We start from the raw sequence: 22,583 nt of genomic DNA, 5'->3' as shown, positions 1-22,583 counted from the left end.
TAAAAAAAATCACTGGATACAGTATGGTACCGTTAACGTTTCTTCGAAAAAAAGCCACGCGCAGCGTGCCGCTTCTGCTGGCAGCCCTGATCTTTGCAGGCTGTGGCACCCAGGCACCTGACCAGAGCACGGCCCATCTTCAGGGTTCCGCTCAGGCTGATTCTGGCTTTTATCTGCAACAAATGTCGCAGAGTTCAAATGATACCAGGATCAACTGGCAATTACTCGCCATTCGTGCACTGCTGAAAGAGGGTAAAACCCAGCAGGCTGCCGAGCTGTTTAACCAGTTGCCGAAAGATCTTAACGACACCCAGCGTCGTGAACAGAGCCTGCTCTCTGCCGAACTGAAAGTCGCACTGAAAGATTACGCCGCCGCGAAGAAGACCCTCGGTGACATTGACGTGAGCGCGCTGGATAAAAATCAGCAGGCCCGCTTCTGGCAGGCGGGCATTACCGCTGAACAGGGGCGCCCTTCGCTGACGCTGCTCCGGGCGCTCATCGCACAAGAGCCACTGCTCGGCGGCGCGGATAAGCAGAAAAATATTGATGCCACCTGGCAAGCGCTTGCCTCTATGACCCAGGAACAGGCGCAGGCGCTGGTCATTAACGCGGATGAAAACGTTCTTCAGGGCTGGCTGGATCTGCAGCAGATGTGGTTTAACAACCGCAGCGATCCAAAGATGTTGAAAGCCGGTATTACGGACTGGCAGACGCGCTACCCGCAAAACCCGGGCGCGAAAATGCTGCCAACCCAGCTGGTGAACGTGCAGAACTTTAAGCCTGCGTCCACCAGCAAAATCGCCCTGCTTCTGCCGCTCAACGGCCAGGCGGCAGTGTTTGGCCGTACCATTCAGCAGGGCTTTGAAGCGGCGAAAAACGGCACCACCTCGGTAACGGGCAGCGCGGTTCCCGCCCAGGCGGCCCAGGCGGCCAACGTGAATGACGTTGTTAGCCCTTCCGCCGCGGAGACCAGCGACCTGACCACCGCGCAAACCCCGGCGCAGGGCACGATGCAAAACCCGGTGACGGCCCCGACGACGCCTGCAGCTACTGCAGCACCTGCAACGCAGGCTCCGGCTGAGACACAGGCAGCGCCTGCTCCTGACGCCGCAGCCGCACAGGCCCAGGAGACTCAGCAGCAGCCTGCTCAACCTGCCGCGCAGCCGCAGGCCGTAGCAGCCACCAGCGCCAACCCGGGCGCTGAGTTGAAAATCTATGACACCAGCTCGCAGCCGCTTGACCAGGTTCTGGCGCAGGTTCAACAGGACGGAGCGAGCATCGTTGTCGGCCCGCTGCTGAAAAATAACGTGGAAGAGCTGATGAAGAGCAACACCACGCTGAACGTGCTGGCGCTCAACCAGCCTGAGCAGGTTCAGAACCGGGCCAATATTTGCTATTTCGCGCTTTCTCCTGAAGATGAGGCCCGCGATGCGGCGCGCCATATTCACGAGCAGGGTAAGCAGGCTCCGCTGCTGCTCATCCCACGCAGCACGCTGGGCGATCGCGTGGCCAATGCCTTTGCCGATGAGTGGCAGAAGCTGGGCGGCGGCGTGGTGCTGCAGCAGAAATTCGGTTCCGTCTCTGAACTGCGCGCGGGCGTAAACGGCGGAGCGGGTATCTCGCTTAACGGTAGCCCGGTGACCGCGAGCCTGCCGCAGCAGCAGGGCGTGACGATTGGCGGCCTGACGATCCCTGCCCCACCTACCGACGCGCAGATTAGCGGTGGCGGTAAAGTGGATGCGGCCTATATCGTTGCCACACCGCAGGAGATTGCCTTTATCAAACCGATGATTGCGATGCGTAACGGCAGCCAGAGCGGCGCAACGCTCTACGCCAGCTCGCGCAGCGCGCAGGGCACCGCGGGTCCTGATTTCCGTCTGGAAATGGACGGCCTGCAGTACAGTGAAATCCCTATGCTGGCGGGCAGCAATCCGGCGCTGATGCAGCAGGCGCTCAGCACGGTACGTAACGATTACTCTCTGGCGCGTCTGTATGCGATGGGTGTCGATGCGTGGGCGCTGGCGAACCACTTTACCCAGATGCGCCAGGTGCCGGGCTTTGAGCTTAACGGCAACACCGGCGATCTGACCGCAACTCAGGACTGCGTGATCAACAGGAAGTTATCATGGCTCAAATACCAGCAGGGGCAGATCGTCCCGGCCAGTTAAGCCGTAAAGAGACCGGCGACGCGTGGGAGTTAAAAGCGCGTCGCTGGCTTGAAGGCAATGGACTGCGCTTTATCGCCGCTAACGTCCGCGGGCGCGGCGGCGAAATTGACCTGATCATGAAAGACGGTCAGGTCATTGTGTTTGTAGAAGTCCGCTTTCGACAGTCCTCCCGTTTTGGCGGTGCTGCCGCCAGCGTGACGCTCGCCAAACAACATAAATTATTACAGACTGCCCACTTGTGGCTTGCCCGCCATAATGGGAGTTTTGATACTGTGGATTGCCGGTTCGATGTGATAGCCTTCACCGGAAATGAGATCGAATGGCTTAAAAACGCTTTTGGCGAAGACGCATAATTAAGATTTAAAAGGGATAACGTGCTCGAAAGAATTAAAGTGTGCTTCACAGAAAGCATCCAGACTCAGATTGCCGCGGCGGAAGCCCTTCCGGATGCTATCTCTCGTGCCGCGATGACGCTGGTGCAATCCCTGCTTAACGGCAACAAAATCCTCTGTTGTGGCAACGGCACGTCAGCCGCCAACGCACAGCATTTTGCTGCCAGCATGATTAATCGTTTTGAAACAGAACGCCCGAGTTTACCTGCCATTGCACTTAATACCGATAATGTGGTCTTAACAGCGATTGCTAACGATCGTCTGCATGACGAAATTTACGCAAAGCAGGTGCGAGCCCTGGGTCATGCCGGAGATGTGCTGCTGGCAATCTCCACGCGCGGCAACAGCCGGGATATTGTCAAAGCCGTTGAAGCCGCCGTTACCCGCGACATGACTATCGTGGCCTTAACCGGCTATGACGGTGGCGAGCTGGCGGGTCTGCTTGGGCCGCAGGATGTGGAAATCCGCATTCCGTCTCACCGGAGCGCTCGTATTCAGGAGATGCATATGCTCACGGTGAACTGCTTATGTGATTTGATCGATAACACGCTTTTCCCTCACCAGGATGATTAAGGAGTTCTTATGAAGGCTTTATCGACCCTCGCAGTCCTTATGTCTGCATTACTGCTTCAGGGATGTATCGCTGCGGCCGTTGTGGGTACCGCCGCGGTAGGCACCAAAGCGGCAACCGATCCGCGCACTGTGGGTACACAGGTGGATGACGGTACGCTGGAGCTGCGCGTCAACAGTGCGCTGTCGAAAGACGAACAAATCAAGAAAGAAGCGCGTATCAACGTGACGGCTTATCAGGGCAAAGTGCTGCTGGCAGGCCAGGCGCCGAATATGGAACTCGCCTCTCGTGCGAAGCAAATTGCGATGGGCGTAGAAGGTACCACAGAGGTGTTTAACGAAGTGCGCCAGGGCAAACCAATTGGTTTAGGTGATGCCTCATCCGATACCTGGATCACCACCAAAGTGCGTTCCCAGCTGCTGGGCTCGGACCAGGTGAAATCCTCCAACGTGAAGGTGACGACTGAAAACGGTGAAGTGTTCCTGCTGGGTCTGGTGACCGAACGTGAAGGGAAAGCGGCGGCCGATATCGCCAGCCGTGTGAGCGGCGTGAAGCACGTGACCACCGCGTTTACTTATATCAAGTAAGCCACACCTGACTACAGGCCCGGTAAGCGCCAGCGCTACCGGGCTTTTTTTTTACAGCAACGCAATACTCCCCACAATCACCCCGCTCAACGCCACCAGACCTGCGGTGAGCCACAGCGCTTTCGCCGGGAAAGACTTACGCAGCATAATGAGCGACGGCAGACTGATCGCCGGCAGGGTAATAAGCAGCGCCAGCGCAGGCGCGGTACCCATGCCGGCCAGCATCATGGTCTGAACAATCGGAATTTCAGCGGCCGTCGGGATAACGAACAGGCAGCCTGCAACGGCCATCGCAATCACCCACATCAGCGTGTTGTCGATAGCGCCATCAGCATGCGGGAACAGCCAGACGCGCGCCGCCCCCAGCACCAGTACCGCCAGGATATAGACCGGGATGGTGCTCCAGAAAAGCTGCCATAGCGCCTTACCCCAGCGTGCGAAGAAACCGCCCTGCGGCTCGCTGACGTCCAGCTCAACTGACGCCGGTTCTGCGGCAGTATCCTTCACCCATTTTTGCACCAGCGTCGCCACCACCAGCACGGTTAGCAGCCCGGCCACCAGGCGGATGAACGCGAAATGCCAGCCCAGCACAAAGCCCATAAACACCAGCGTCGCCGGGTTGAGCAGCGGGTTGCCCATCCAGAACGCCAGCGCGCCGCCCATCGACACGCGCTGGCGGCGCATCCCTGCCGCCACAGGCGCGGCACAGCAGGAACACATCATGCCCGGCAGGGAGAAAATCGTCCCCAGCAGCGTGCCCTGAAAGCGCGGCTGCCCGAGGGTTTTCACCAGCCAGTTACGCGGAATAAGCACCTGAATCAGCGACCCCAGAATGACGCCTAAAACGGCGGCTTTCCAGACGGCAAGGAAGTAGACCATGGCGTAATCCCACGCCGCCTGCAGCGGGCTGGCATCAGCCTGAGCAAGAATAGATTTTCCGATGCTGTGCGTTTCGGCAGCCGTGAAGGCTTTACCGTAGTAAGGCTGCCATTTCACATACCAGAGGCCAATAATGACCACGAGAAAGAAGAGTGCGGGCTTCCACCATTGAACAGGTGTTGCCGCCTGAGATGAAGACTGACCAGTCATAGCATTCCCCGGAGAGTATTAGGTAATTAGCCGGGGGAGTTTACGCCTCGCCCTGTGCGATTTCACGCAGTTTTGCCGAAGGTATTATGTTCACCCCTTCCTTCGAAGGGGAAAGCGCCTCTTTCAGCATCGCGCGCGCCACGTCCCGCGCCTCAACGGATTTCCAGTTTCCGGGAAGGATGCGGAACAGCGGAGCGAAAATTGACTCGTTAAAACGCCGTTCGTCGCGGTGTCCCAGCAGCATGGAGGGGCGAACAATCGTTAGGTGCTCCCACTTCTGGGCAATCAGCGCCTCTTCCATTTTGCCCTTCACTTTGTTGTAGAAAAAGGGCGAACCGGCACTGGCGCCGAGCGAGCTGACCACCAGAAAATGTTTGGCCCCCAGCCTTTTGGCCGTGAGTGCCGTATCCACCACCAGCGTGTAGTCGGCATGCACAAACGCCTCTTTACTGCCCGCCTCGCGCCTGGTCGTGCCGAGACAGCAAAAGGCGATATCAATCGGATCCTGTACCTGCGCCAGCGCGTCAGTCAGCTGCGGGTCGTGCGGGTTAAAAACGCCGGAAACGTCCGCGAGCGGGCGCCGCGTCGGGGCAGCAATGTAGTTCACGTGACGATCCTGAATCAGCAGGCGCAGCAAATGCCCGCCCACCAGCCCGGTTGCGCCTGTTATCAGTACCTGACTCATCTTATCCCCTTTACAGAATTGTCCGTTTGCGAACTCGCCGTGGTCGACCACACTTAAAAGTCTGTTACAGGTAAGTATTTACCACAAGCGGAGAAAAATCAGTCTGAAGCCAAAACAACGGAGGAAGCATGGGCAAGAAAATCGCAGTCTTGATTACCGACGAGTTTGAAGATTCAGAATTCACCTCTCCCGCAGAGGCGTTCCGCAAGGCGGGACATGAGGTCATCACCATTGAGAAAGAAGCGGGCAAAACGGTGAAGGGCCATAAGGGCGAGGCCAGCGTGACCATCGACGAGACCATCGATAACGTTAGCCCCTCCGATTTTGACGCCCTGCTGTTACCGGGCGGACATTCGCCGGATTCCCTGCGCGGGGACGAGCGTTTTGTGACCTTTACCCGGGACTTTGTCTCGACCGGCAAACCGGTCTTTGCCATCTGTCACGGCCCGCAGTTGCTCATCAGCGCGGAGGTTGTCCGCGGGCGTAAGCTCACGGCCGTGAAGCCGATCGTTATCGATCTGAAAAACGCGGGGGCCGAGTTTTACGATCAGGAAGTGGTCAACGACAAAGATCAGCTGATCACCAGCCGGACCCCGGACGATCTCCCGGCGTTTAACCGCGAAGCGCTACGCCTGCTCGGCGCGTAACCAGTGCAGCTTCTTGCCAAAGCCCAGGGTGTTGTCGGTAAATTTCAGCTCATCAAGGCGGATTTCCCACACCGGGGCTTTTAGCGCAGCGGCAACCGGAAAGCGGCGCGTGTAGTGCTTACGACGCGCGTCGCTCTCTTCTCCGTCCAGACGACGGATCTCCCCTTTAAACTGCACGCCGCGGATCAGCGCCACCGTTTTAGGCTGGCCATTCACCGTGCCCGCCACCTTTGCCTGCGGGCCGGTCATCTGCGCATGACGCGTTTTGTCTTCGCTCATGACGTAAAACGCGACGCGCTCGGGATCGTAGTAGTAAAACGCGTTTGCACACCACATCTCACCCTCGCTGTACACGCACCAGGTGACGACATGCTGCTTCGCCAGCCAGCGGTTAATGGCGGCCAGTGTTTCCATTTTCGTTCTCTCTCATGCTATGGTGCGTTCACCTTAACATACTGAATCCGTTTACCGTGTGCTGGTTTCTCTATCTTGTCCGAACCGCTGATAACGCTCTCTACACCGGGATCACCACCGATGTGGCGCGGCGTTTTTTACAGCATCAAACGGGGAAAGGGGCGAAGGCGCTGCGGGGAAAAGGGGAATTGCAGCTGGCATTTTCAGCCGCCGTGGGCGACAGATCGCTGGCGCTCAGGCTGGAATACCGAATTAAGCAGCTGACTAAGCGCCAGAAAGAGCGCCTCGTGACCGGAGACGGCTCATTTGAGGCGCTACGCGAGAGCCTGATTAAAAGCGATTGAAATGGTCGTGGTACTCTACCAGGCCATTCACGCCGTTGAGCGCGTCGTCCGCCAGACGATGCACCTGGAAGGCGGATTCCGTCCCCGGCCAGCGGCAGCGGAGATCGTAATGGGCGGCCTGCTCAAAGCCTAAACGGCCATAGAACGCCGGATCGCCCAGCGTCACAACGGCCGCATAACCGAACTCATTGAGCGAATCCAGCCCTTCATAGACCAGCTGGCGCGCCAGGCCCTGCCCGCGATAGCTTTCATCCACCGCCAGCGGCGCCATTCCTACCCACTGGAGCTCTTCACCCTGCACGGTTACCGGACTGAAGGCAACATAGCCCACCACCTGACCTTCGTCATCGGTGGCAACCAGCCCCAGCGTAATCAGGCCGTCTTCGCGAAGATCGTGGACCAGTTGGGCTTCGGCATCGCTCTCAAAGGAGCGGCGCAGCAACGCATCGATCCCCGGCGCATCAATCCCAATTTCGACTCGAATCAGCATGGCTCACCTACTGAAGTGTGTTTACCGTCCGGCGGGGTTTTCAGCCCGGCCTCAACGAAATCTGCCATTTGCATTAACATCACGCGCAGCGCTTTCGGCATCTGCTCCAGCTCAATGGCATCCATTAAATTCTTAACGTACAGGCCGAGCTCCGTATCGCCCTCAATTACCAGACGGCGCTGGAAGAAGAGCGTGTCCGGGTCTTGCTTACGCGCGGCGATCATCAGCAGATCGCTGGCGTTGGCGCTAAAGCTCACATCCGCGTCGGCGGATTCGCGTACGATCAGCTGGTCATTCTCAACAGAGGTAAACCAGCGCAGACCGATGTCGCGTACCTCAATGCTTAACCAGCGGCCTTCCAGGAATTCCAGCTCGCCATCCTGCAGCGCCTGACGAAACTGCCAGCCCAGGACCTGCTCCAGCACCTGGCGTTTAAGCGCGAACGGCGCCAGTTTTACCGGCACGCTCAGCATTGATGGTCCAAATTGTACGAGACGTGAACGCAGTTTATCCAGCACGAGCTTTACTCCCTGATATCTATAGTCCTGCTATTTTGCCATATCCGAAGGACAACATAGCGGCGTAAATCAACAAACCGTCCTCCGGCGTACTTCATTATTGGTGTCATCAATACGCCATTAGCTGCCTTAAATCAAAAATTGTCGCGTATGGGTTAATTAAAATCCCAGCTCGTTAACAATTTTGCGATCGACTACATCAGGATAAATTATGGAGCTGCTCTGCCCTGCCGGAAACCTTCCGGCGCTTAAGGCGGCCATCGAAAATGGGGCCGATGCGGTCTATATCGGGCTGAAGGATGATACCAACGCCCGCCATTTTGCTGGCCTCAACTTTACGGAGAAAAAGCTTCAGGAAGCCGTTAACTTCGTTCACCAGCACCGCCGCAAACTGCATATCGCCATCAACACCTTTGCCCATCCTGACGGCTACGCCCGCTGGCAGCGTGCGGTGGATATGGCAGCACAGCTGGGTGCCGATGCGCTGATCCTGGCCGATCTCGCCATGCTTGAGTATGCGGCAGAACGCTATCCCCATATTGAGCGCCACGTCTCTGTTCAGGCATCAGCCACCAACGAAGAGGCCGTACGTTTTTATCATCAACACTTTGACGTGGCCCGCGTGGTGCTGCCGCGCGTGCTCTCCATTCATCAGGTTAAGCAACTCGCGCGCGTCACGCCAGTGCCGCTGGAAGTTTTCGCCTTCGGCAGCCTGTGCATCATGGCCGAAGGCCGTTGCTATCTCTCGTCTTATTTAACCGGGGAATCGCCTAATACCGTCGGAGCCTGCTCCCCTGCCCGCTTTGTCCGCTGGCAGCAAACGCCGCAGGGGCTGGAATCTCGCCTGAATGAGGTGCTGATCGACCGCTATCAGGACGGTGAAAACGCCGGTTATCCAACCCTGTGTAAAGGCCGCTATCTGGTCGACGGCGAGCGCTACCACGCGCTGGAAGAGCCCACCAGCCTCAACACGCTGGAGCTGCTGCCGGAACTGCTGGCGGCCAATATTGCCTCGGTGAAAATCGAAGGTCGCCAGCGCAGCCCGGCCTACGTGAGCCAGGTAGCGAAAGTCTGGCGTCAGGCCATTGACCGCTGCATGGCGGATCCGCAGAACTACGCCCCGCAGCCGGCGTGGATGGAGACGCTTGGGTCGATGTCCGAAGGCACGCAAACCACGCTGGGCGCGTATCACCGTAAATGGCAGTGAGATAATCATGAAATATTCATTAGGGCCAGTGCTCTACTACTGGCCAAAAGAGACGCTGGAAGATTTTTACCAACAGGCAGCGACCAGCAGCGCCGATGTGATTTACCTCGGCGAAGCGGTGTGCAGCAAACGCCGGGCGACCAAAGTGGGCGACTGGCTGGACATGGCGAAAACCCTCGCCGGAAGCGGCAAACAGGTGGTGCTTTCGACGCTCGCGCTGGTTCAGGCTTCTTCTGAACTGGGCGAACTAAAACGCTACGTTGAGAACGGCGAGTTCCTGCTGGAAGCGAGCGATCTGGGCGTGGTGAACATATGCGCCGAACGCAAGCTGCCGTTTGTCGCGGGCCACGCGTTGAACTGCTATAACGCAGTGACCCTGCGCCTGCTGCTCAAGCAGGGAATGACGCGCTGGTGCATGCCGGTGGAACTTTCCCGTGACTGGCTGGCAAACCTGCTCACGCAGTGTGAAGAGCTGGGCATTCGCAATCAGTTTGAAGTGGAAGTGCTAAGCTACGGTCATCTGCCGCTGGCTTACTCTGCGCGCTGCTTTACCGCACGCTCGGAAGACCGCCCGAAAGACGAGTGTGAAACCTGCTGCATTAAGTACCCGAACGGCCGCAGCATGCTGTCGCAGGAGAATCAACAGGTGTTTGTCCTGAACGGCATTCAGACCATGAGCGGCTATGTCTATAACCTGGGCAATGAGCTGGCATCGATGGACGGGCTGGTGGATATGGTTCGGCTGTCGCCGCTGGATACCGGCGTGTTCGCGATGCTTGATGCCTTCCGCGCCAATGAAAACGGTGCCTCTCCGCTGCCGCTACAGGCTAACAGCGACTGCAACGGCTACTGGAAACGTCTCGCCGGGCTGGAGCTGCAGGCGTAAAAAAGGCTCACTTTGTTAACAACGGTTATGATTTTTTAATGCAATATTAAAGATTCACCGTCGACAAAGTGAGCTGTTATGACCGACAAAACCATTCCGTTTTCGGTGCTGGATCTGGCGCCGATCCCACAAGGCTCCTCGGCAAGAGAGGCCTTTTCCCACTCTCTGGATCTCGCACGTCTGGCTGAAAAGCGTGGCTATCACCGCTACTGGCTGGCCGAGCACCACAACATGGTGGGCATCGCCAGCGCCGCGACCTCGGTTCTGATCGGCTATCTGGCGGCAAATACCACTACCCTGCATCTGGGCTCCGGCGGCGTGATGCTGCCGAACCACGCCCCGCTGGTGATTGCCGAGCAGTTTGGCACGCTGAATACGCTCTATCCGGGCCGTATAGATTTAGGGCTTGGTCGTGCGCCGGGCAGCGATCAGCCAACCATGCGCGCCCTGCGCCGCCATATGAGTGGCGATATCGACAACTTCCCGCGTGATGTGGCTGAACTGGTGGACTGGTTCGACGCGCGCGATCCTAACCCGCACGTGCGCCCGGTGCCGGGTTACGGTGAGAAGATCCCGGTATGGCTGTTAGGCTCAAGTCTTTATAGCGCGCAGCTTGCCGCACAGCTGGGGCTGCCGTTTGCGTTTGCCTCACACTTCGCACCGGATATGCTGCATCAGGCGCTGCATCTCTACCGCACGAACTTCAAACCCTCCGAACGGCTGGAGAAGCCGTACGCGATGGTCTGTATCAACATCATTGCCGCCGACAGCAATCGCGATGCGGAATTCCTGTTTACCTCCATGCAGCAGGCGTTTGTGAAGCTGCGTCGCGGTGAGACGGGCCAGCTTCCGCCGCCGGTGGAGAATATGCACCAGCTGTGGTCAGCCTCCGAACAGTATGGCGTTCAACAGGCGCTGAGCATGTCACTGGTGGGGGATAAGGCGAAGGTGCGTCACGGGCTTGAAGCGGTGCTGCGCGAGACGCAGGCCGATGAGATTATGGTTAACGGCCAGATTTTCGATCACCAGGCGCGTTTGCACTCGTTTGAGCTGGCGATGCAGGTGAAAGAGGAGTTGGTGGGGTAGCCTTATTGCCCGGTGGCGCTTCGCTTACCGGGCCTACGGGATCGCGTAGGCCGGATAAGGCGTAGCCGCCATCCGGCACAAAAACTTACTGATACACAGGCAGCAGGTTGAAGCTCGACAGCACGTGGACCAGCGCGTTACCAACACCAAACACCAGTATCAGTGCAATCATCGGCTTGCCGCCCCAGACGCGGAATTTAGGGCTGCCAAAGCGTTTACGTGATTTACGCGCCAGCAGCGCCGGCACAATTGCCGCCCAGATGGTCGCCGCCAGGCCGGCATAGCCGATGGCATACAGGAAACCGTTCGGCCACAGCAGGCCACCCACAATCGGTGGCAGGAAGGTCAGCAGCGCGGTTTTGAAGCGCCCCATCGCAGAATCATCAAAGCCAAACAGATCCGCCAGGTAGTCAAACAGGCCCAGCGTCACCCCGAGGAAAGAGCTCGCTACCGCAAAGTTGGAGAACACCACCAGCAGCAGATCCAGACTGCGGCTGTTCAACACGCCGCTCAGCGCCTGCACCAGCACATCGATATTACCGCCCTTCTGCGCAATGCCGATAAATTCCGGGCGCGGGATGTTGCCCATTGTCCCAAGCAGCCAGATGACGTACAGCCCCAGCGCCAGCAGCGTACCGTAGACCAGGCACTTCACAATGGTACGCGGATCCTTGCCGTAGTATTTCATCAGGCTCGGCACGTTACCATGGTAGCCAAACGACGCCAGGCAGAACGGCAGCGTCATCAGCAGATACGGCGTGTAGGAGGTATTCACTTCTGCGACGTTAAACAGCGTTGCCGGCGTCACGTGCCCCAGCAGGCTGCCGAACGTCAGGAAGAAGGTTATAACCTTTGCACCCAGTACGATCGCCGTCATCCGGCTTACCGCTTTGGTACTCATCCAGACGATAAACGCCACGCCCAGCGCAAAGCACAATCCTGCCAGACGCGCCGGAACGTTCAGCGACATCTCCGAGAAGGTGTGATGCAGAATCGAGCCGCTCGCCGAGATATACGCATAGGTCAGGATATAGAGCACAAACGCGATGGACAGTCCATTCACCAGGTTCCAGCCTTTGCCTAACAGATCTTTGGTGATGGTGTCGAAGCTGGAGCCAATGCGGTAGTTCAGGTTCGCTTCAAGGATCATCAGCCCGGAATGGAGCATGCAGAACCAGGTAAAGACCAGCGCGGCCAGCGACCAGAAGAACCACGCACCGGACATAACCACGGGCAGGGAGAACATCCCGGCACCAATGATGGTTCCGCCGATGATCACCACGCCGCCAAGCAGCGAAGGTGACGTTTGGGTGGTGGTTAGTGTCGCCATACAGCCTTTTCTCCAGTCAATAATGCGGTTCTGCATTTTAATGTGACGCACTGTACCAGTACAAGAGTACAAAAGGAATAAAAAAAGCCCCGATAGCGTGTATCGGGGCTGTATATTTTACTTTACGTCAGTTGCGTAAGGCTTACGCGTCACGGCGACGGCTGGTGCCTTCTTCACGACGTGGTCCACGGTTTTCGCGGCGCTCGCCGGAGAAACGACGACCTTCACCACCGCGACCTTCGCTACGACCGCCTTCACGACGTTCGCCACCGAAGCTGCGACCACCGCCACGACGTTCACCACCGCGGTCAGGGCGTGGCTGTGCATCGCCCATCAGCTGCATGTTCATCGGCTTGTTCAGGATGCGGGTACGCGTAAAGTGCTGCAGTACTTCACCCGGCATGCCTTTTGGCAGTTCGATGGTAGAGTGGGAAGCGAACAGCTTGATGTTACCAATGTAACGGCTGCTGATGTCGCCTTCGTTAGCGATCGCGCCAACGATGTGACGAACTTCAACACCATCATCACGGCCCACTTCAATGCGGTACAGTTCCATGTCACCCGCGTCACGGCGTTCACGACGTGGACGATCTTCACCGCCACGCTCTGGACGGTCACCACGTGGGCCACGGTCATTGCGGTCATTACGGTCGCCACGACGTTCGAAACGATCGTCACGGTCACGGAATTCACGCTTAGGACGCATCGGCGCATCTGGTGGCACGATCAGGCTACGTTCGCCCTGAGCCATTTTCAGCAGTGCTGCAGCCAGGGTTTCCATGTCCAGCTCTTCGCCTTCAGCGGTAGGCTGAATCTGCGACAGCAGCGCACGGTACTGATCCAGATCGCTGCTTTCCAGCTGCTGCTGTACTTTCGCGGCGAATTTTTCCAGACGGCGTTTGCCCAGCAGATCTGCGTTTGGCAGGTCAGCTTCTGGAATGGTCAGCTTCATGGTGCGTTCAATGTTACGCAGCAGACGACGCTCGCGGTTCTCAACGAACAGCAGCGCACGACCAGCACGACCCGCACGACCGGTACGACCGATACGGTGAACGTAAGACTCAGAATCCATTGGGATGTCGTAGTTTACAACCAGGCTGATACGTTCAACGTCCAGACCACGTGCTGCCACGTCGGTTGCAATCAGGATATCCAGACGACCGTCTTTCAGACGCTCCAGAGTCTGCTCACGCAGGGCCTGGTTCATGTCGCCGTTCAGCGCTGCGCTGTTGTAACCGCTGCGCTCCAGTGCTTCAGCCACTTCCAGGGTCGCGTTTTTGGTACGAACGAAGATAATCGCCGCATCAAAATCTTCCGCTTCAAGGAAACGTACCAGCGCTTCGTTTTTGCGCATGCCGTACACAGACCAGTAGCTCTGGCTGATGTCCGGGCGAGTGGTTACGCTTGACTGAATGCGCACTTCCTGAGGATCTTTCATGAAGCGTTTGGTGATACGACGAATCGCTTCTGGCATGGTGGCAGAGAACAGCGCGGTCTGATGACCTTCCGGGATCTGCGCCATGATGGTTTCGACGTCTTCGATGAAGCCCATACGCAGCATTTCATCTGCTTCATCCAGTACCAGGCCGCTCAGTTTAGAGAGGTCCAGAGTACCGCGCTTCAGGTGATCCAGCAGACGGCCCGGCGTACCGACAACAATCTGTGGACCCTGGCGCAGGGCGCGTAACTGCACGTCATAACGCTGGCCGCCGTACAGGGCTACCACGTTTACGCCGCGCATATGTTTAGAGAATTCCGTCATTGCTTCTGCAACCTGAACAGCCAGTTCACGGGTTGGAGCCAGGACGAGGATCTGCGGTGCACGCAGGTCCGGATCAATGTTGTTCAGCAGCGGCAGCGAGAATGCTGCAGTTTTACCGCTACCAGTCTGGGCCATGCCCAGCACGTCACGACCAGAAAGCAGGTGTGGGATACACTCAGCCTGGATCGGAGATGGTTTTTCGTAACCCAGATCGTTAAGGGCTTCAAGGATAGGAGCCTTCAGGCCCAGATCTGCAAAAGTGGTTTCGAATTCAGCCATGTAGTACAAGTGCCTCGATATTAATGGCGGCCAGTCTACTTAGCTCATCGTGAAAATGATTAGCAATTTTCATTGAAAAGTGTGAACCGGCTCAAAGTAGGTGTATTGACGAACAACAACGCCCTCACCAGTTAAGATGATGGCAATCAAAAGATTACGGGCTGATGTCTATGTCGTCAGCTATTGCTGGTCCGATTCTGCCAGGTCGTCTTGCTCCTGGCCCAAGAGCGATAATTCCAACAATGCATAACGGTGCTCAACGAAGTTGTGTACGTTGTTAGCAACCGCTAATTTGAACAGTGCCGTAGCGCTGTCCATATCCCCCAGACTTAGGTAGTACTTACCTAAATAGAAGTTGGTTTCACTGAGATGCTCAGCGAGCGAGGTGTTATCCGTTGCGTCCGCCTTGAGGCGTTCCATCAGCGTTGCTTCGCTAATGTTGCCCAGGTAGAACTCGACAATGTTCCATCCCCACTGTTCCTTGTCCGATTTATCGAAGCGCTGTTTCAGTGCCTCTTTTGCCTGCTTCTCATCGAGCTTCTGCTCAACGATGTAAAGCCACAGGCTACGGAAAGGATCATTAGGATCGTCTTGATAAAACGCCAGCAGATCATCTTGCGCTAACTTATCACGACCGCCGTAATACAATGCGATACCGCGATTCAAGTGCGCGTAGTTGTAAGTTGGATCAAGCTCAAGTACAGAATCAAACGCTTCATAGGCAGCATCAAAATTGCCTGCCTGCGTTAAATAAATGCCTAAGTAATTGAATACTTCAGGCATATCAGGTCGGATTGCCAGCGCTTGTGAAAAATCATTTCGCGCTAATGCCCTCAGACCGAGACTATCATACAACACTCCGCGCTCATATAAAAGCTGTGCGCGTTCGTCATCGGTTAAAGCCCGACTGGCAAGTATTTGTTCCATGCGTGCCAGGATCACTTCCTGCTGCAAAGTCGGTTGCAATGGCACTGCGAGGACTTCGCTCTTACGCCAGGCAGAGTTGCTGCATCCTGCCAGCGTTAAAGCTGTCGCAACGAAACACCAGCGCAAAAAAGGCTTCATTTCCCACTCCCGAAGACAACAATTGGATGAACGTCCTGTCCCCCGGCGGCTTAACAAGGCGTCCTGCCTGATAATAGGCCCTCCGCAAAGCGGAGGGCAAATTGCAACTTACTCGCCTTGCTGTTCTGCTGCCTGTGCTTCTGGCGCAGCAGCTGGCTGAGACTGCTCAGTTGCTTCTTTAATGCTCAGACGGATGCGGCCCTGGCGATCAACTTCCAGAACTTTAACCGGTACTTCCTGACCCATCTGCAGGTAATCGGTCACTTTCTCAACACGCTTATCAGCGATCTGAGAGATGTGGACCAGACCTTCTTTACCGCCACCGATGGCAACAAACGCGCCAAAGTCAACGATACGGGTCACTTTACCTGCGTAGACGCGGCCCACTTCAATTTCTGCCGTGATTTCTTCGATGCGACGAATGGCGAATTTCGCTTTCTCGCCGTCGGTTGCTGCAATTTTCACAGTACCGTCATCTTCGATTTCGATAGTGGTGCCAGTCTCTTCGGTCAGTGCACGGATTACGGAACCGCCCTTACCGATAACATCTTTGATCTTGTCTGGATTGATCTTGATGGTGTGGATACGCGGTGCGAACTGGGAAATGTCGCCGCGTGGCGCGTTAATCGCCTGTTCCATCACGCCCAGGATGTGCAGACGCGCACCTTTAGCCTGGTTCAGAGCAGCCTGCATGATCTCTTTGGTGATACCTTCAATTTTGATATCCATCTGCAGAGCAGAGATACCGTCGCGGGAACCCGCCACTTTGAAGTCCATATCGCCCAGGTGATCTTCGTCGCCCAGAATGTCAGACAGAACAACATAGTTGTCGCCTTCTTTCACCAGGCCCATTGCGATACCCGCAACAGCGGCTTTGATCGGCACGCCTGCATCCATCAGCGCCAGAGATGCGCCACACACGGAAGCCATGGAAGAAGAACCGTTGGATTCGGTGATTTCAGAAACCACACGAACGGTGTACGGGAATTTATCCGCTTCTGGCATCACTGCCAGCACGCCGCGCTTCGCCAGACGACCGTGACCAATTTCACGACGCTTAGGCGAACCCACCATACCGGTTTCACCTACGGAGTACGGAGGGAAGTTATAGTGGAACAGGAAGCTGTCAGTACGCTCGCCCATCAGTTCGTCGATGTTCTGTGCATCACGCGCGGTACCCAGCGTTGCAGTAACCAGCGCCTGCGTTTCGCCACGGGTGAACAGTGCAGAACCGTGAGTACGTGGCAGTACGCCAGTACGCACATCCAGACCACGGATCATGTCTTTTTCACGGCCATCGATACGCGGCTCGCCTGCCAGAACGCGGCTACGAACAACGTTTTTCTCGATTGCGTGCAGAATTTCGCTCAGCTCGTTAGCATCCAGCGCTTCGTCTTCAGCAACCAGCGTCGCAATAGTTTCAGACTTGATCACGTCAACCTGAGCATAACGCTCCTGTTTGTCAGTGATACGGTATGCATCGCTCAGGCGAGATTCTGCCAGTGCAGCAACGCGTGCGTTCAGCGCGTCGTTTACCGCTTCTGGCTGCCAGTCCCAACGTGGTTTACCGGCTTCTTTCACCAGGTCGTTGATGTTCTGGATAACAACCTGCTGCTGATCGTGGCCGAAGACCACTGCGCCCAGCATCTGATCTTCGCTCAGGAGTTCAGCTTCGGATTCAACCATCAGCACAGCGGCTTCAGTACCCGCAACAACCAGGTCCAGCTTACTTTCTTTCAGCTCTTCCTGGGTTGGGTTCAGCACATACTGGTCATTGATGTAGCCAACGCGCGCTGCACCGATTGGGCCATTGAATGGAATACCAGACAGTGACAGGGCAGCGGATGCACCGATCATCGCCACGATGTCCGGGTTAACCTGTGGGTTAACGGAAACAACGGTCGCAATAACCTGCACTTCGTTAACGAAGCCTTCCGGGAACAGCGGACGAACCGGGCGGTCAATCAGACGCGCAATCAGGGTTTCGCCTTCGCTTGGACGGCCTTCACGACGGAAGAAACCACCCGGGATTTTACCGGCAGCGTAGGTACGCTCCTGGTAGTTAACGGTCAGCGGGAAGAAGTCCTGACCTGGTTTAGCTTTTTTCTGGCCAACTACGGTAACGAATACCGCGGTGTCATCCATGCTTACCATAACGGCAGCAGTAGCCTGACGTGCCATCATACCGGTTTCCAGCGTGACGGTATGTTGACCATACTGGAATTTACGAACGATCGGATTCAGCAAAGTTCTGTCCTTTCTTAAATGTTTGACAGCACACCACCGGTGTGCTGTCGATTTAACCCGACCTTCTTCGCATCCTCGCGACTAATGACAACCAACACCCCCATGGGTGAAGCCTCTCATTAGCCGCGCGAACCTCTGCAATGAAGATCATTTATAGCAACAATACAATAGTTTCCAGTGAATTGCTGCCGTCTGGTTGAAAAAAGGGGCCATCAGGCCCCCTTTTCTGAAACTCGCAAGACTTAGCGACGCAGACCCAGACGCTCGATCAGCGCGGTGTAGCGTGCAACATCTTTACGTTTCAGGTAGTCGAGCAGTTTACGACGCTGAGAAACCATACGCAGCAGACCACGACGGCTGTGGTGATCTTTTTTGTGCTCTGCAAAGTGACCCTGCAGGTGGTTAATCTGTGCAGTCAGCAGTGCAACCTGAACTTCGGTAGAACCGCTGTCGTTAGTACCACGACCAAACTCAGAAACGATTTTAGCTTTAGCTTCAACGCTTAGAGACATTTTCAAACTCCAAAGTATAAAGAATGTAAGGATGCCGATCTCTAATTCAGCAATCCAATGTACGCCCCGCAGATTGTTAAACAATTTACCAGGCGTTAAGCGGCGATATTCTACTCGTCTCCCCTGCTTATCGCAAGGTGAGCCGTTATCGCCGTCACGCTTCGACCGGATATTCGACGACCAGACGACGCGGCGCAACACGCCCTTCGCCATCCATTTCGCCCATCCCGATGAACTTGCCTTCGTCACCCTCGGTGACGCGGACCAGCCCTTCCAGCGGCGCTTCCGCCGTACGAACCGGGTTGCCGTTCTTAAAGTAAACGGACGATGTTAAAGGAAGATTAACGACCGGGAAGTCTGCTGCCGGACTGTCCATCGGCATCAGCAGGGGATCGAGCAAATCTGCCGATGCAACCCCCTGAGATTCCGCCTGTTCAACCAGCTCGCGCAGCTGTTCCAGGGTCACCATCCGCTCGACCGGATATTTGCTCACCGCCAGTCGGCGCAGGTAAATCACATGCGCGCCGCAGCCCAGCTTTTCTCCAAGGTCATCGATAATGGTGCGAATATACGTCCCTTTAGAACAGTGTACTTCCAGCTCCAGCTCGTCACCTTCGTGGCGAATAAAGAGCAACTCATACACTGTTATCGGGCGTGCTTCACGCGGGACTTCAATGCCCTGACGCGCATATTCGTAGAGTTTTTTGCCCTGATATTTCAGCGCCGAATACATCGACGGCACCTGCATCGTGTCCCCGCGGAAACTCTCCAGCGCGGCATCAAGCTGTTCAGGGCTGAACGTCACCGAGCGTTCTTCCACCACCTGGCCATCCGCATCGGAGGTATCCGTGCGCTGGCCCAGTTTAGCGATGACGCGATAACGCTTATCGGAGTCGAGCAGGTACTGGGAAAACTTTGTTGCCTCTCCCAGACAGACCGGCAGCATACCGGTTGCCAGCGGATCGAGCGCGCCGGTGTGGCCCGCACGGTTGGCGTTAAAAATACGCTTAACTTTTTGCAGCACGTCGTTACTGGAAGCGCCCTGGGGTTTATCCAGCAGCAGCACACCATGCACGTCGCGACCACGACGACGAGGACGACTCATTAGTCCTCCTTGCTGTCGTCCGCCGGGTTAACACGACGCTCATCGTCATGTTTAACCACGCTGGTCACCAGGTTGGACATACGCATACCTTCGACCAGCGAGTTGTCGTAGAAGAAGGTCAGTTCAGGCACGATACGCAGGCGCATCGCTTTGCCGAGCAGAGAGCGGATGAAACCAGAAGCTTCCTGCAGCGCTTTAATGCCGTTTTTCACTGCGGCTTCGTCCTGATCGTTCAGGAAGGTGACGAACACTTTGGCATAGGCCAGGTCACGGGACATTTCCACACCGGAAACGGTGGTCATCATGCCAACGCGTGGGTCTTTAATTTCACGTTGCAGAATGAGTGCGATCTCTTTCTGCATTTCCTGCGCTACGCGCTGTGGGCGACCAAATTCTTTCGCCATAATAAATTCTCCAGACAAAAAAGGGGCTAAAGCCCCTTTTTGAAATTATTGCCGGGTGGCGCGAGGCGTTCCCGGCTTACAATCGGTAATTAAGCGATGGTACGCTGAATTTCGATGATCTCGAACACTTCGATCATATCGCCAACGCGAACGTCGTTGTAGTTCTTCACGCCGATACCACATTCCATGCCGTTACGGACTTCGTTGACGTCATCTTTGAAGCGGCGCAGGGATTCCAGCTCGCCTTCGTAGATAACCACGTTGTCACGCAGGACGCGGATTGGGTTGTGACGCTTGATGGTACCTTCGGTAACCATACAGCCCGCGATCGCACCGAATTTCGGTGATTTGAACACGTCACGCACTTCAGCCAGACCGATGATCTGCTGTTTCAGCTCTGGCGACAGCATGCCGCTCATTGCTGCTTTCACTTCGTCAATCAGGTTATAGATGACGGAGTAGTAACGCAGATCCAGACTTTCAGCGTCGATAACTTTACGCGCAGAGGCGTCAGCACGAACGTTGAAGCCAACCAGGATCGCGTTGGAGGCAGCAGCCAGGGTGGCGTCGGTTTCGGTGATACCACCTACGCCAGAACCGATGATCTTCACTTTAACTTCGTCGGTAGACAGTTTCAGCAAGGAGTCGGAGATCGCTTCCACAGAACCCTGAACGTCGGCTTTCAGAACAACGTTCACTTCGTGAACTTCACCCTCGGTCATGTTAGCAAACATGTTCTCGAGTTTAGATTTCTGCTGACGAGCCAGTTTAACTTCGCGGAATTTGCCCTGACGATACAGCGCCACTTCACGCGCTTTCTTCTCGTCACGCACAACGGTCACTTCATCACCGGCAGCCGGAACACCGGACAGACCCAGGATTTCAACTGGAATGGACGGACCCGCTTCCAGCACTTCCTGACCCAGTTCGTTACGCATTGCACGAACGCGGCCGTATTCGAAGCCACACAGAACGATGTCGCCCTTGTTCAGGGTACCTTCGCGAACCAGAACAGTGGCAACCGGACCACGACCTTTATCCAGGAAGGATTCGATCACCGCGCCGCTCGCCATACCGTTACGGATCGCTTTCAGCTCCAGAACTTCAGCCTGCAGCAGGATAGCGTTCAGCAGGTCGTCAATACCAGTACCCGCTTTAGCAGATACTGGGATGAACTGCGCTTCACCGCCCCACTCTTCCGGCATAACACCGTACTGAGACAGTTCGTTCTTCACGCGGTCCATATCGGCTTCTGGCTTATCGATTTTGTTGACTGCAACAACCAGAGGCACCTGCGCCGCTTTCGCGTGCTGAATAGCTTCGATGGTCTGTGGCATCACGCCGTCGTCTGCTGCAACAACCAGTACAACGATATCCGTAGCCTGAGCACCACGAGCACGCATTGAGGTAAACGCTGCGTGGCCTGGGGTATCCAGGAAGGTGATCATGCCATTTTCTGTCTCTACGTGGTAAGCACCGATGTGCTGGGTAATACCACCCGCTTCACCAGAGGCAACCTTCGTAGAACGAATGTAGTCGAGCAGAGAGGTTTTACCGTGGTCAACGTGACCCATGATGGTCACAACCGGTGCGCGCGGTTCAGCCGCAGCACCTGTGTCACGGTCGCTCATTACCGCTTCTTCCAGCTCGTTTTCACGACGCAGGATAACTTTGTGGCCCATCTCTTCAGCAACCAGCTGTGCAGTTTCCTGGTCGATGACCTGGTTGATGGTTGCCATAGCGCCCAGCTTCATCATCGCTTTGATGACCTGAGAGCCTTTAACGGCCATCTTGTTCGCCAGATCGCCAACGGTGATGGTTTCGCCAATCACAACGTCACGGTTAACGGCCTGAGCAGGCTTCTGGAAGCCCTGCTGCAGAGCGGAACCTTTACGCTTACCGCCTTTACCACCACGAACGGCTGCGCGTGCTTCTTCACGGTCAGCTTTGGATTCAGCGTGCTTGTTGCCTTTTTTCGCCGGGCGTGCAGCTTTGGTGCTGCGAGTACGGCTGCGGCCACCTTCAACCTCACGGTCGTTGTCATCTTCAGCCTGACGCGCATGCTGAGAAGTGGTCACGTGATAGTCGCTGGTATCTTCAGTCGTTTCAGCGACATTCACACCGTTCTTCTCGTTTTCTTCTGCCATACGGCGCGCTTCTTCGGCCACGCGGCGAGCTTCTTCTTCCAGCTTGCGGCGGGCTTCTTCTTCCGCTTTACGCTTCAGCTCGGCAGCTTCATTTTCACGGCGGGCTTTTTCAGCCTGGGCGGTTTTTGTCATTTCGTCTGTCTGTTGATTGCTCACTTTGTCTTTTTCCGCAGCGTCACGCTTCGCTTTATCACTTGCGTCGCGTTTCGCTTTTTCTGCGGCCTCACGTTCAGCTTTTAATTCTGCTTCACGTTTAGCGGTTGCTTCCGCCTCACGCTGAGCTTGTTCTTCCGCTTCACGCTGTGCCTGCTCTTCCGCGGCAAGGCGTTCTGCCTCTTGCGGATCACGTTTTACAAAGGTGCGCGTCTTGCGGACTTCAATTTGTACCGATTTGCTTTTGCCACCGGTACCAGGGATGTTTAACGTGCTGCGCGTTTTGCGCTGCAGCGTTAACTTGTCAGGCGTAGAACCGTGTTCGCGGTTCAGATGCGTTAACAAGGTTTGTTTTTCTTGCGCGGTCACCGAGTCATCAGCGGACTTCGGGATCCCTGCATCAGCAAATTGCTGTACCAGGCGGTCCACGGAGGTCTGAATCTCAGCAGCCAGCGATTTTACAGTTACATCAGTCATGCTGTTCCTTCCTGCTAC

Annotated in this window: 23 protein-coding genes; 9 read left to right on the top strand and 14 right to left on the bottom strand. The window is 56.1% G+C overall.

Annotated features, from left to right (window positions below):
• Positions 1–23 precede the first annotated feature (23 nt).
• Genes ABR39_RS16070 through dolP form a run of 4 tightly spaced genes read left to right on the top strand, consistent with a single transcriptional unit; the run spans position 24 to position 3,718 of the window.
• Positions 24–2,168, top strand: coding sequence for a penicillin-binding protein activator (locus tag ABR39_RS16070; RefSeq protein WP_047347726.1), 2,145 nt, complete (start codon positions 24–26; stop codon positions 2,166–2,168).
• A complete protein-coding gene (locus tag ABR39_RS25700) occupies positions 2,126–2,521 on the top strand; it encodes a YraN family protein (protein ID WP_047347725.1) in 396 nt (131 codons plus the stop codon). The genes ABR39_RS16070 and ABR39_RS25700 overlap by 43 nt, the downstream gene beginning before the upstream one ends.
• 21 nt (positions 2,522–2,542) lie before the next feature.
• Positions 2,543–3,133 (top strand): DnaA initiator-associating protein DiaA, encoded by a 591-nt coding sequence (gene diaA, locus ABR39_RS25695; protein WP_003861754.1) that lies wholly within the window; start codon positions 2,543–2,545, stop codon positions 3,131–3,133.
• Positions 3,134–3,142: 9 nt separating this feature from the next.
• Positions 3,143–3,718, top strand: coding sequence for a division/outer membrane stress-associated lipid-binding lipoprotein (gene dolP / locus ABR39_RS16055; protein ID WP_008501489.1), 576 nt, complete (start codon positions 3,143–3,145; stop codon positions 3,716–3,718).
• A gap of 51 nt (positions 3,719–3,769) precedes the next feature.
• On the opposite strand, the gene ABR39_RS16050 is transcribed toward dolP, so the two are convergent.
• The gene (locus tag ABR39_RS16050) at positions 3,770–4,807 is read right to left on the bottom strand and encodes a permease (RefSeq protein WP_047347724.1); all 1,038 of its coding nucleotides are present in this window, start codon (positions 4,805–4,807) and stop codon (positions 3,770–3,772) included.
• A 40-nt stretch (positions 4,808–4,847) separates the two neighbouring features.
• Complete coding sequence (locus tag ABR39_RS16045) at positions 4,848–5,492, bottom strand: NAD(P)H-binding protein (RefSeq protein WP_047347723.1); 645 nt, start codon at positions 5,490–5,492, stop codon at positions 4,848–4,850.
• Positions 5,493–5,620: 128 nt separating this feature from the next.
• Between ABR39_RS16045 and ABR39_RS16040 the strand changes: the two genes are divergently transcribed.
• A complete protein-coding gene (locus ABR39_RS16040) occupies positions 5,621–6,139 on the top strand; it encodes a type 1 glutamine amidotransferase domain-containing protein (RefSeq protein ID WP_008501486.1) in 519 nt (172 codons plus the stop codon).
• Here the strand turns inward: ABR39_RS16040 and ABR39_RS16035 are convergent.
• Complete coding sequence (locus ABR39_RS16035; RefSeq protein ID WP_047347722.1) at positions 6,119–6,553, bottom strand: YhbP family protein; 435 nt, start codon at positions 6,551–6,553, stop codon at positions 6,119–6,121. The two genes, ABR39_RS16040 and ABR39_RS16035, sit on opposite strands and share 21 nt — an antisense overlap.
• A 14-nt stretch (positions 6,554–6,567) precedes the next feature.
• Between ABR39_RS16035 and ABR39_RS16030 the strand changes: the two genes are divergently transcribed.
• A complete protein-coding gene (locus ABR39_RS16030; RefSeq protein WP_023309323.1) occupies positions 6,568–6,897 on the top strand; it encodes a GIY-YIG nuclease family protein in 330 nt (109 codons plus the stop codon).
• On the opposite strand, the gene ABR39_RS16025 is transcribed toward ABR39_RS16030, so the two are convergent.
• Both ABR39_RS16025 and ubiT read right to left on the bottom strand, forming a co-directional pair.
• Positions 6,884–7,387 (bottom strand): GNAT family N-acetyltransferase, encoded by a 504-nt coding sequence (locus ABR39_RS16025; RefSeq protein WP_047347721.1) that lies wholly within the window; start codon positions 7,385–7,387, stop codon positions 6,884–6,886. The genes ABR39_RS16030 and ABR39_RS16025 overlap by 14 nt on opposite strands.
• Positions 7,381–7,905, bottom strand: coding sequence for a ubiquinone anaerobic biosynthesis accessory factor UbiT (gene ubiT, locus ABR39_RS16020; protein WP_047347720.1), 525 nt, complete (start codon positions 7,903–7,905; stop codon positions 7,381–7,383). Before ubiT ends, ABR39_RS16025 begins: the two co-directional genes overlap by 7 nt.
• Before the next feature lie 211 nt (positions 7,906–8,116).
• On the opposite strand from ubiT, the gene ubiU reads away from it, so the two are divergent.
• The 3 genes from ubiU to ABR39_RS16005 all read left to right on the top strand — a co-directional run bounded on the left by ubiU (position 8,117) and on the right by ABR39_RS16005 (position 11,084).
• Positions 8,117–9,112 (top strand): ubiquinone anaerobic biosynthesis protein UbiU, encoded by a 996-nt coding sequence (gene ubiU / locus ABR39_RS16015; protein WP_028017054.1) that lies wholly within the window; start codon positions 8,117–8,119, stop codon positions 9,110–9,112.
• A gap of 7 nt (positions 9,113–9,119) precedes the next feature.
• Positions 9,120–9,998 carry a U32 family peptidase gene (locus tag ABR39_RS16010; protein ID WP_047347719.1) on the top strand — a complete coding sequence of 293 codons (879 nt, stop codon included), beginning with the start codon at positions 9,120–9,122 and terminating at the stop codon, positions 9,996–9,998.
• 78 nt (positions 9,999–10,076) lie between these two features.
• Entirely contained in the window at positions 10,077–11,084 is a 1,008-nt protein-coding gene (locus ABR39_RS16005) for a luciferase-like monooxygenase (RefSeq protein ID WP_047347718.1), read from the top strand.
• Positions 11,085–11,169: 85 nt separating this feature from the next.
• Here ABR39_RS16005 and mtr read toward each other — a convergent pair whose 3' ends face one another.
• The 9 genes from mtr to infB form a co-directional block, all read right to left on the bottom strand.
• Positions 11,170–12,414 (bottom strand): tryptophan permease, encoded by a 1,245-nt coding sequence (mtr, locus tag ABR39_RS16000; protein ID WP_028014544.1) that lies wholly within the window; start codon positions 12,412–12,414, stop codon positions 11,170–11,172.
• A 142-nt stretch (positions 12,415–12,556) separates the two neighbouring features.
• The gene (locus ABR39_RS15995) at positions 12,557–14,455 is read right to left on the bottom strand and encodes a DEAD/DEAH family ATP-dependent RNA helicase (RefSeq protein WP_047347717.1); all 1,899 of its coding nucleotides are present in this window, start codon (positions 14,453–14,455) and stop codon (positions 12,557–12,559) included.
• Positions 14,448–14,528, bottom strand: a complete 81-nt coding sequence (gene yrbN, locus ABR39_RS25690; protein WP_097397692.1) for a protein YrbN — start codon at positions 14,526–14,528, stop codon at positions 14,448–14,450. Before yrbN ends, ABR39_RS15995 begins: the two co-directional genes overlap by 8 nt.
• Positions 14,529–14,635: 107 nt before the next feature.
• Positions 14,636–15,520 (bottom strand): lipoprotein NlpI, encoded by an 885-nt coding sequence (gene nlpI / locus ABR39_RS15990; RefSeq protein ID WP_017693920.1) that lies wholly within the window; start codon positions 15,518–15,520, stop codon positions 14,636–14,638.
• Positions 15,521–15,628: 108 nt separating this feature from the next.
• Positions 15,629–17,767 carry a polyribonucleotide nucleotidyltransferase gene (pnp, locus tag ABR39_RS15985; protein ID WP_047347716.1) on the bottom strand — a complete coding sequence of 713 codons (2,139 nt, stop codon included), beginning with the start codon at positions 17,765–17,767 and terminating at the stop codon, positions 15,629–15,631.
• A 242-nt stretch (positions 17,768–18,009) separates the two neighbouring features.
• Entirely contained in the window at positions 18,010–18,279 is a 270-nt protein-coding gene (gene rpsO / locus ABR39_RS15980; RefSeq protein WP_003861789.1) for a 30S ribosomal protein S15, read from the bottom strand.
• Positions 18,280–18,433: 154 nt separating this feature from the next.
• Positions 18,434–19,384: a tRNA pseudouridine(55) synthase TruB gene (gene truB, locus ABR39_RS15975; protein ID WP_047347715.1), complete on the bottom strand. Its 951-nt coding sequence runs from the start codon at positions 19,382–19,384 to the stop codon at positions 18,434–18,436.
• On the bottom strand, positions 19,384–19,788 hold the full coding sequence (gene rbfA, locus ABR39_RS15970; RefSeq protein ID WP_003024988.1) for a 30S ribosome-binding factor RbfA: 405 nt from the start codon (positions 19,786–19,788) through the stop codon (positions 19,384–19,386). The genes truB and rbfA overlap by 1 nt, the downstream gene beginning before the upstream one ends.
• An 89-nt stretch (positions 19,789–19,877) precedes the next feature.
• The gene (gene infB / locus ABR39_RS15965; protein WP_047347714.1) at positions 19,878–22,565 is read right to left on the bottom strand and encodes a translation initiation factor IF-2; all 2,688 of its coding nucleotides are present in this window, start codon (positions 22,563–22,565) and stop codon (positions 19,878–19,880) included.
• Positions 22,566–22,583: the final 18 nt, after the last annotated feature.

The sequence above is a fragment of the Enterobacter genomosp. O genome (assembly GCF_001022965.1).
Classification (GTDB): Bacteria; Pseudomonadota; Gammaproteobacteria; order Enterobacterales; family Enterobacteriaceae; genus Enterobacter; species Enterobacter cloacae_L.
Note: the sequence above shows the minus strand (reverse complement) of the source record. Positions and strands in the feature narration are given on the sequence as shown.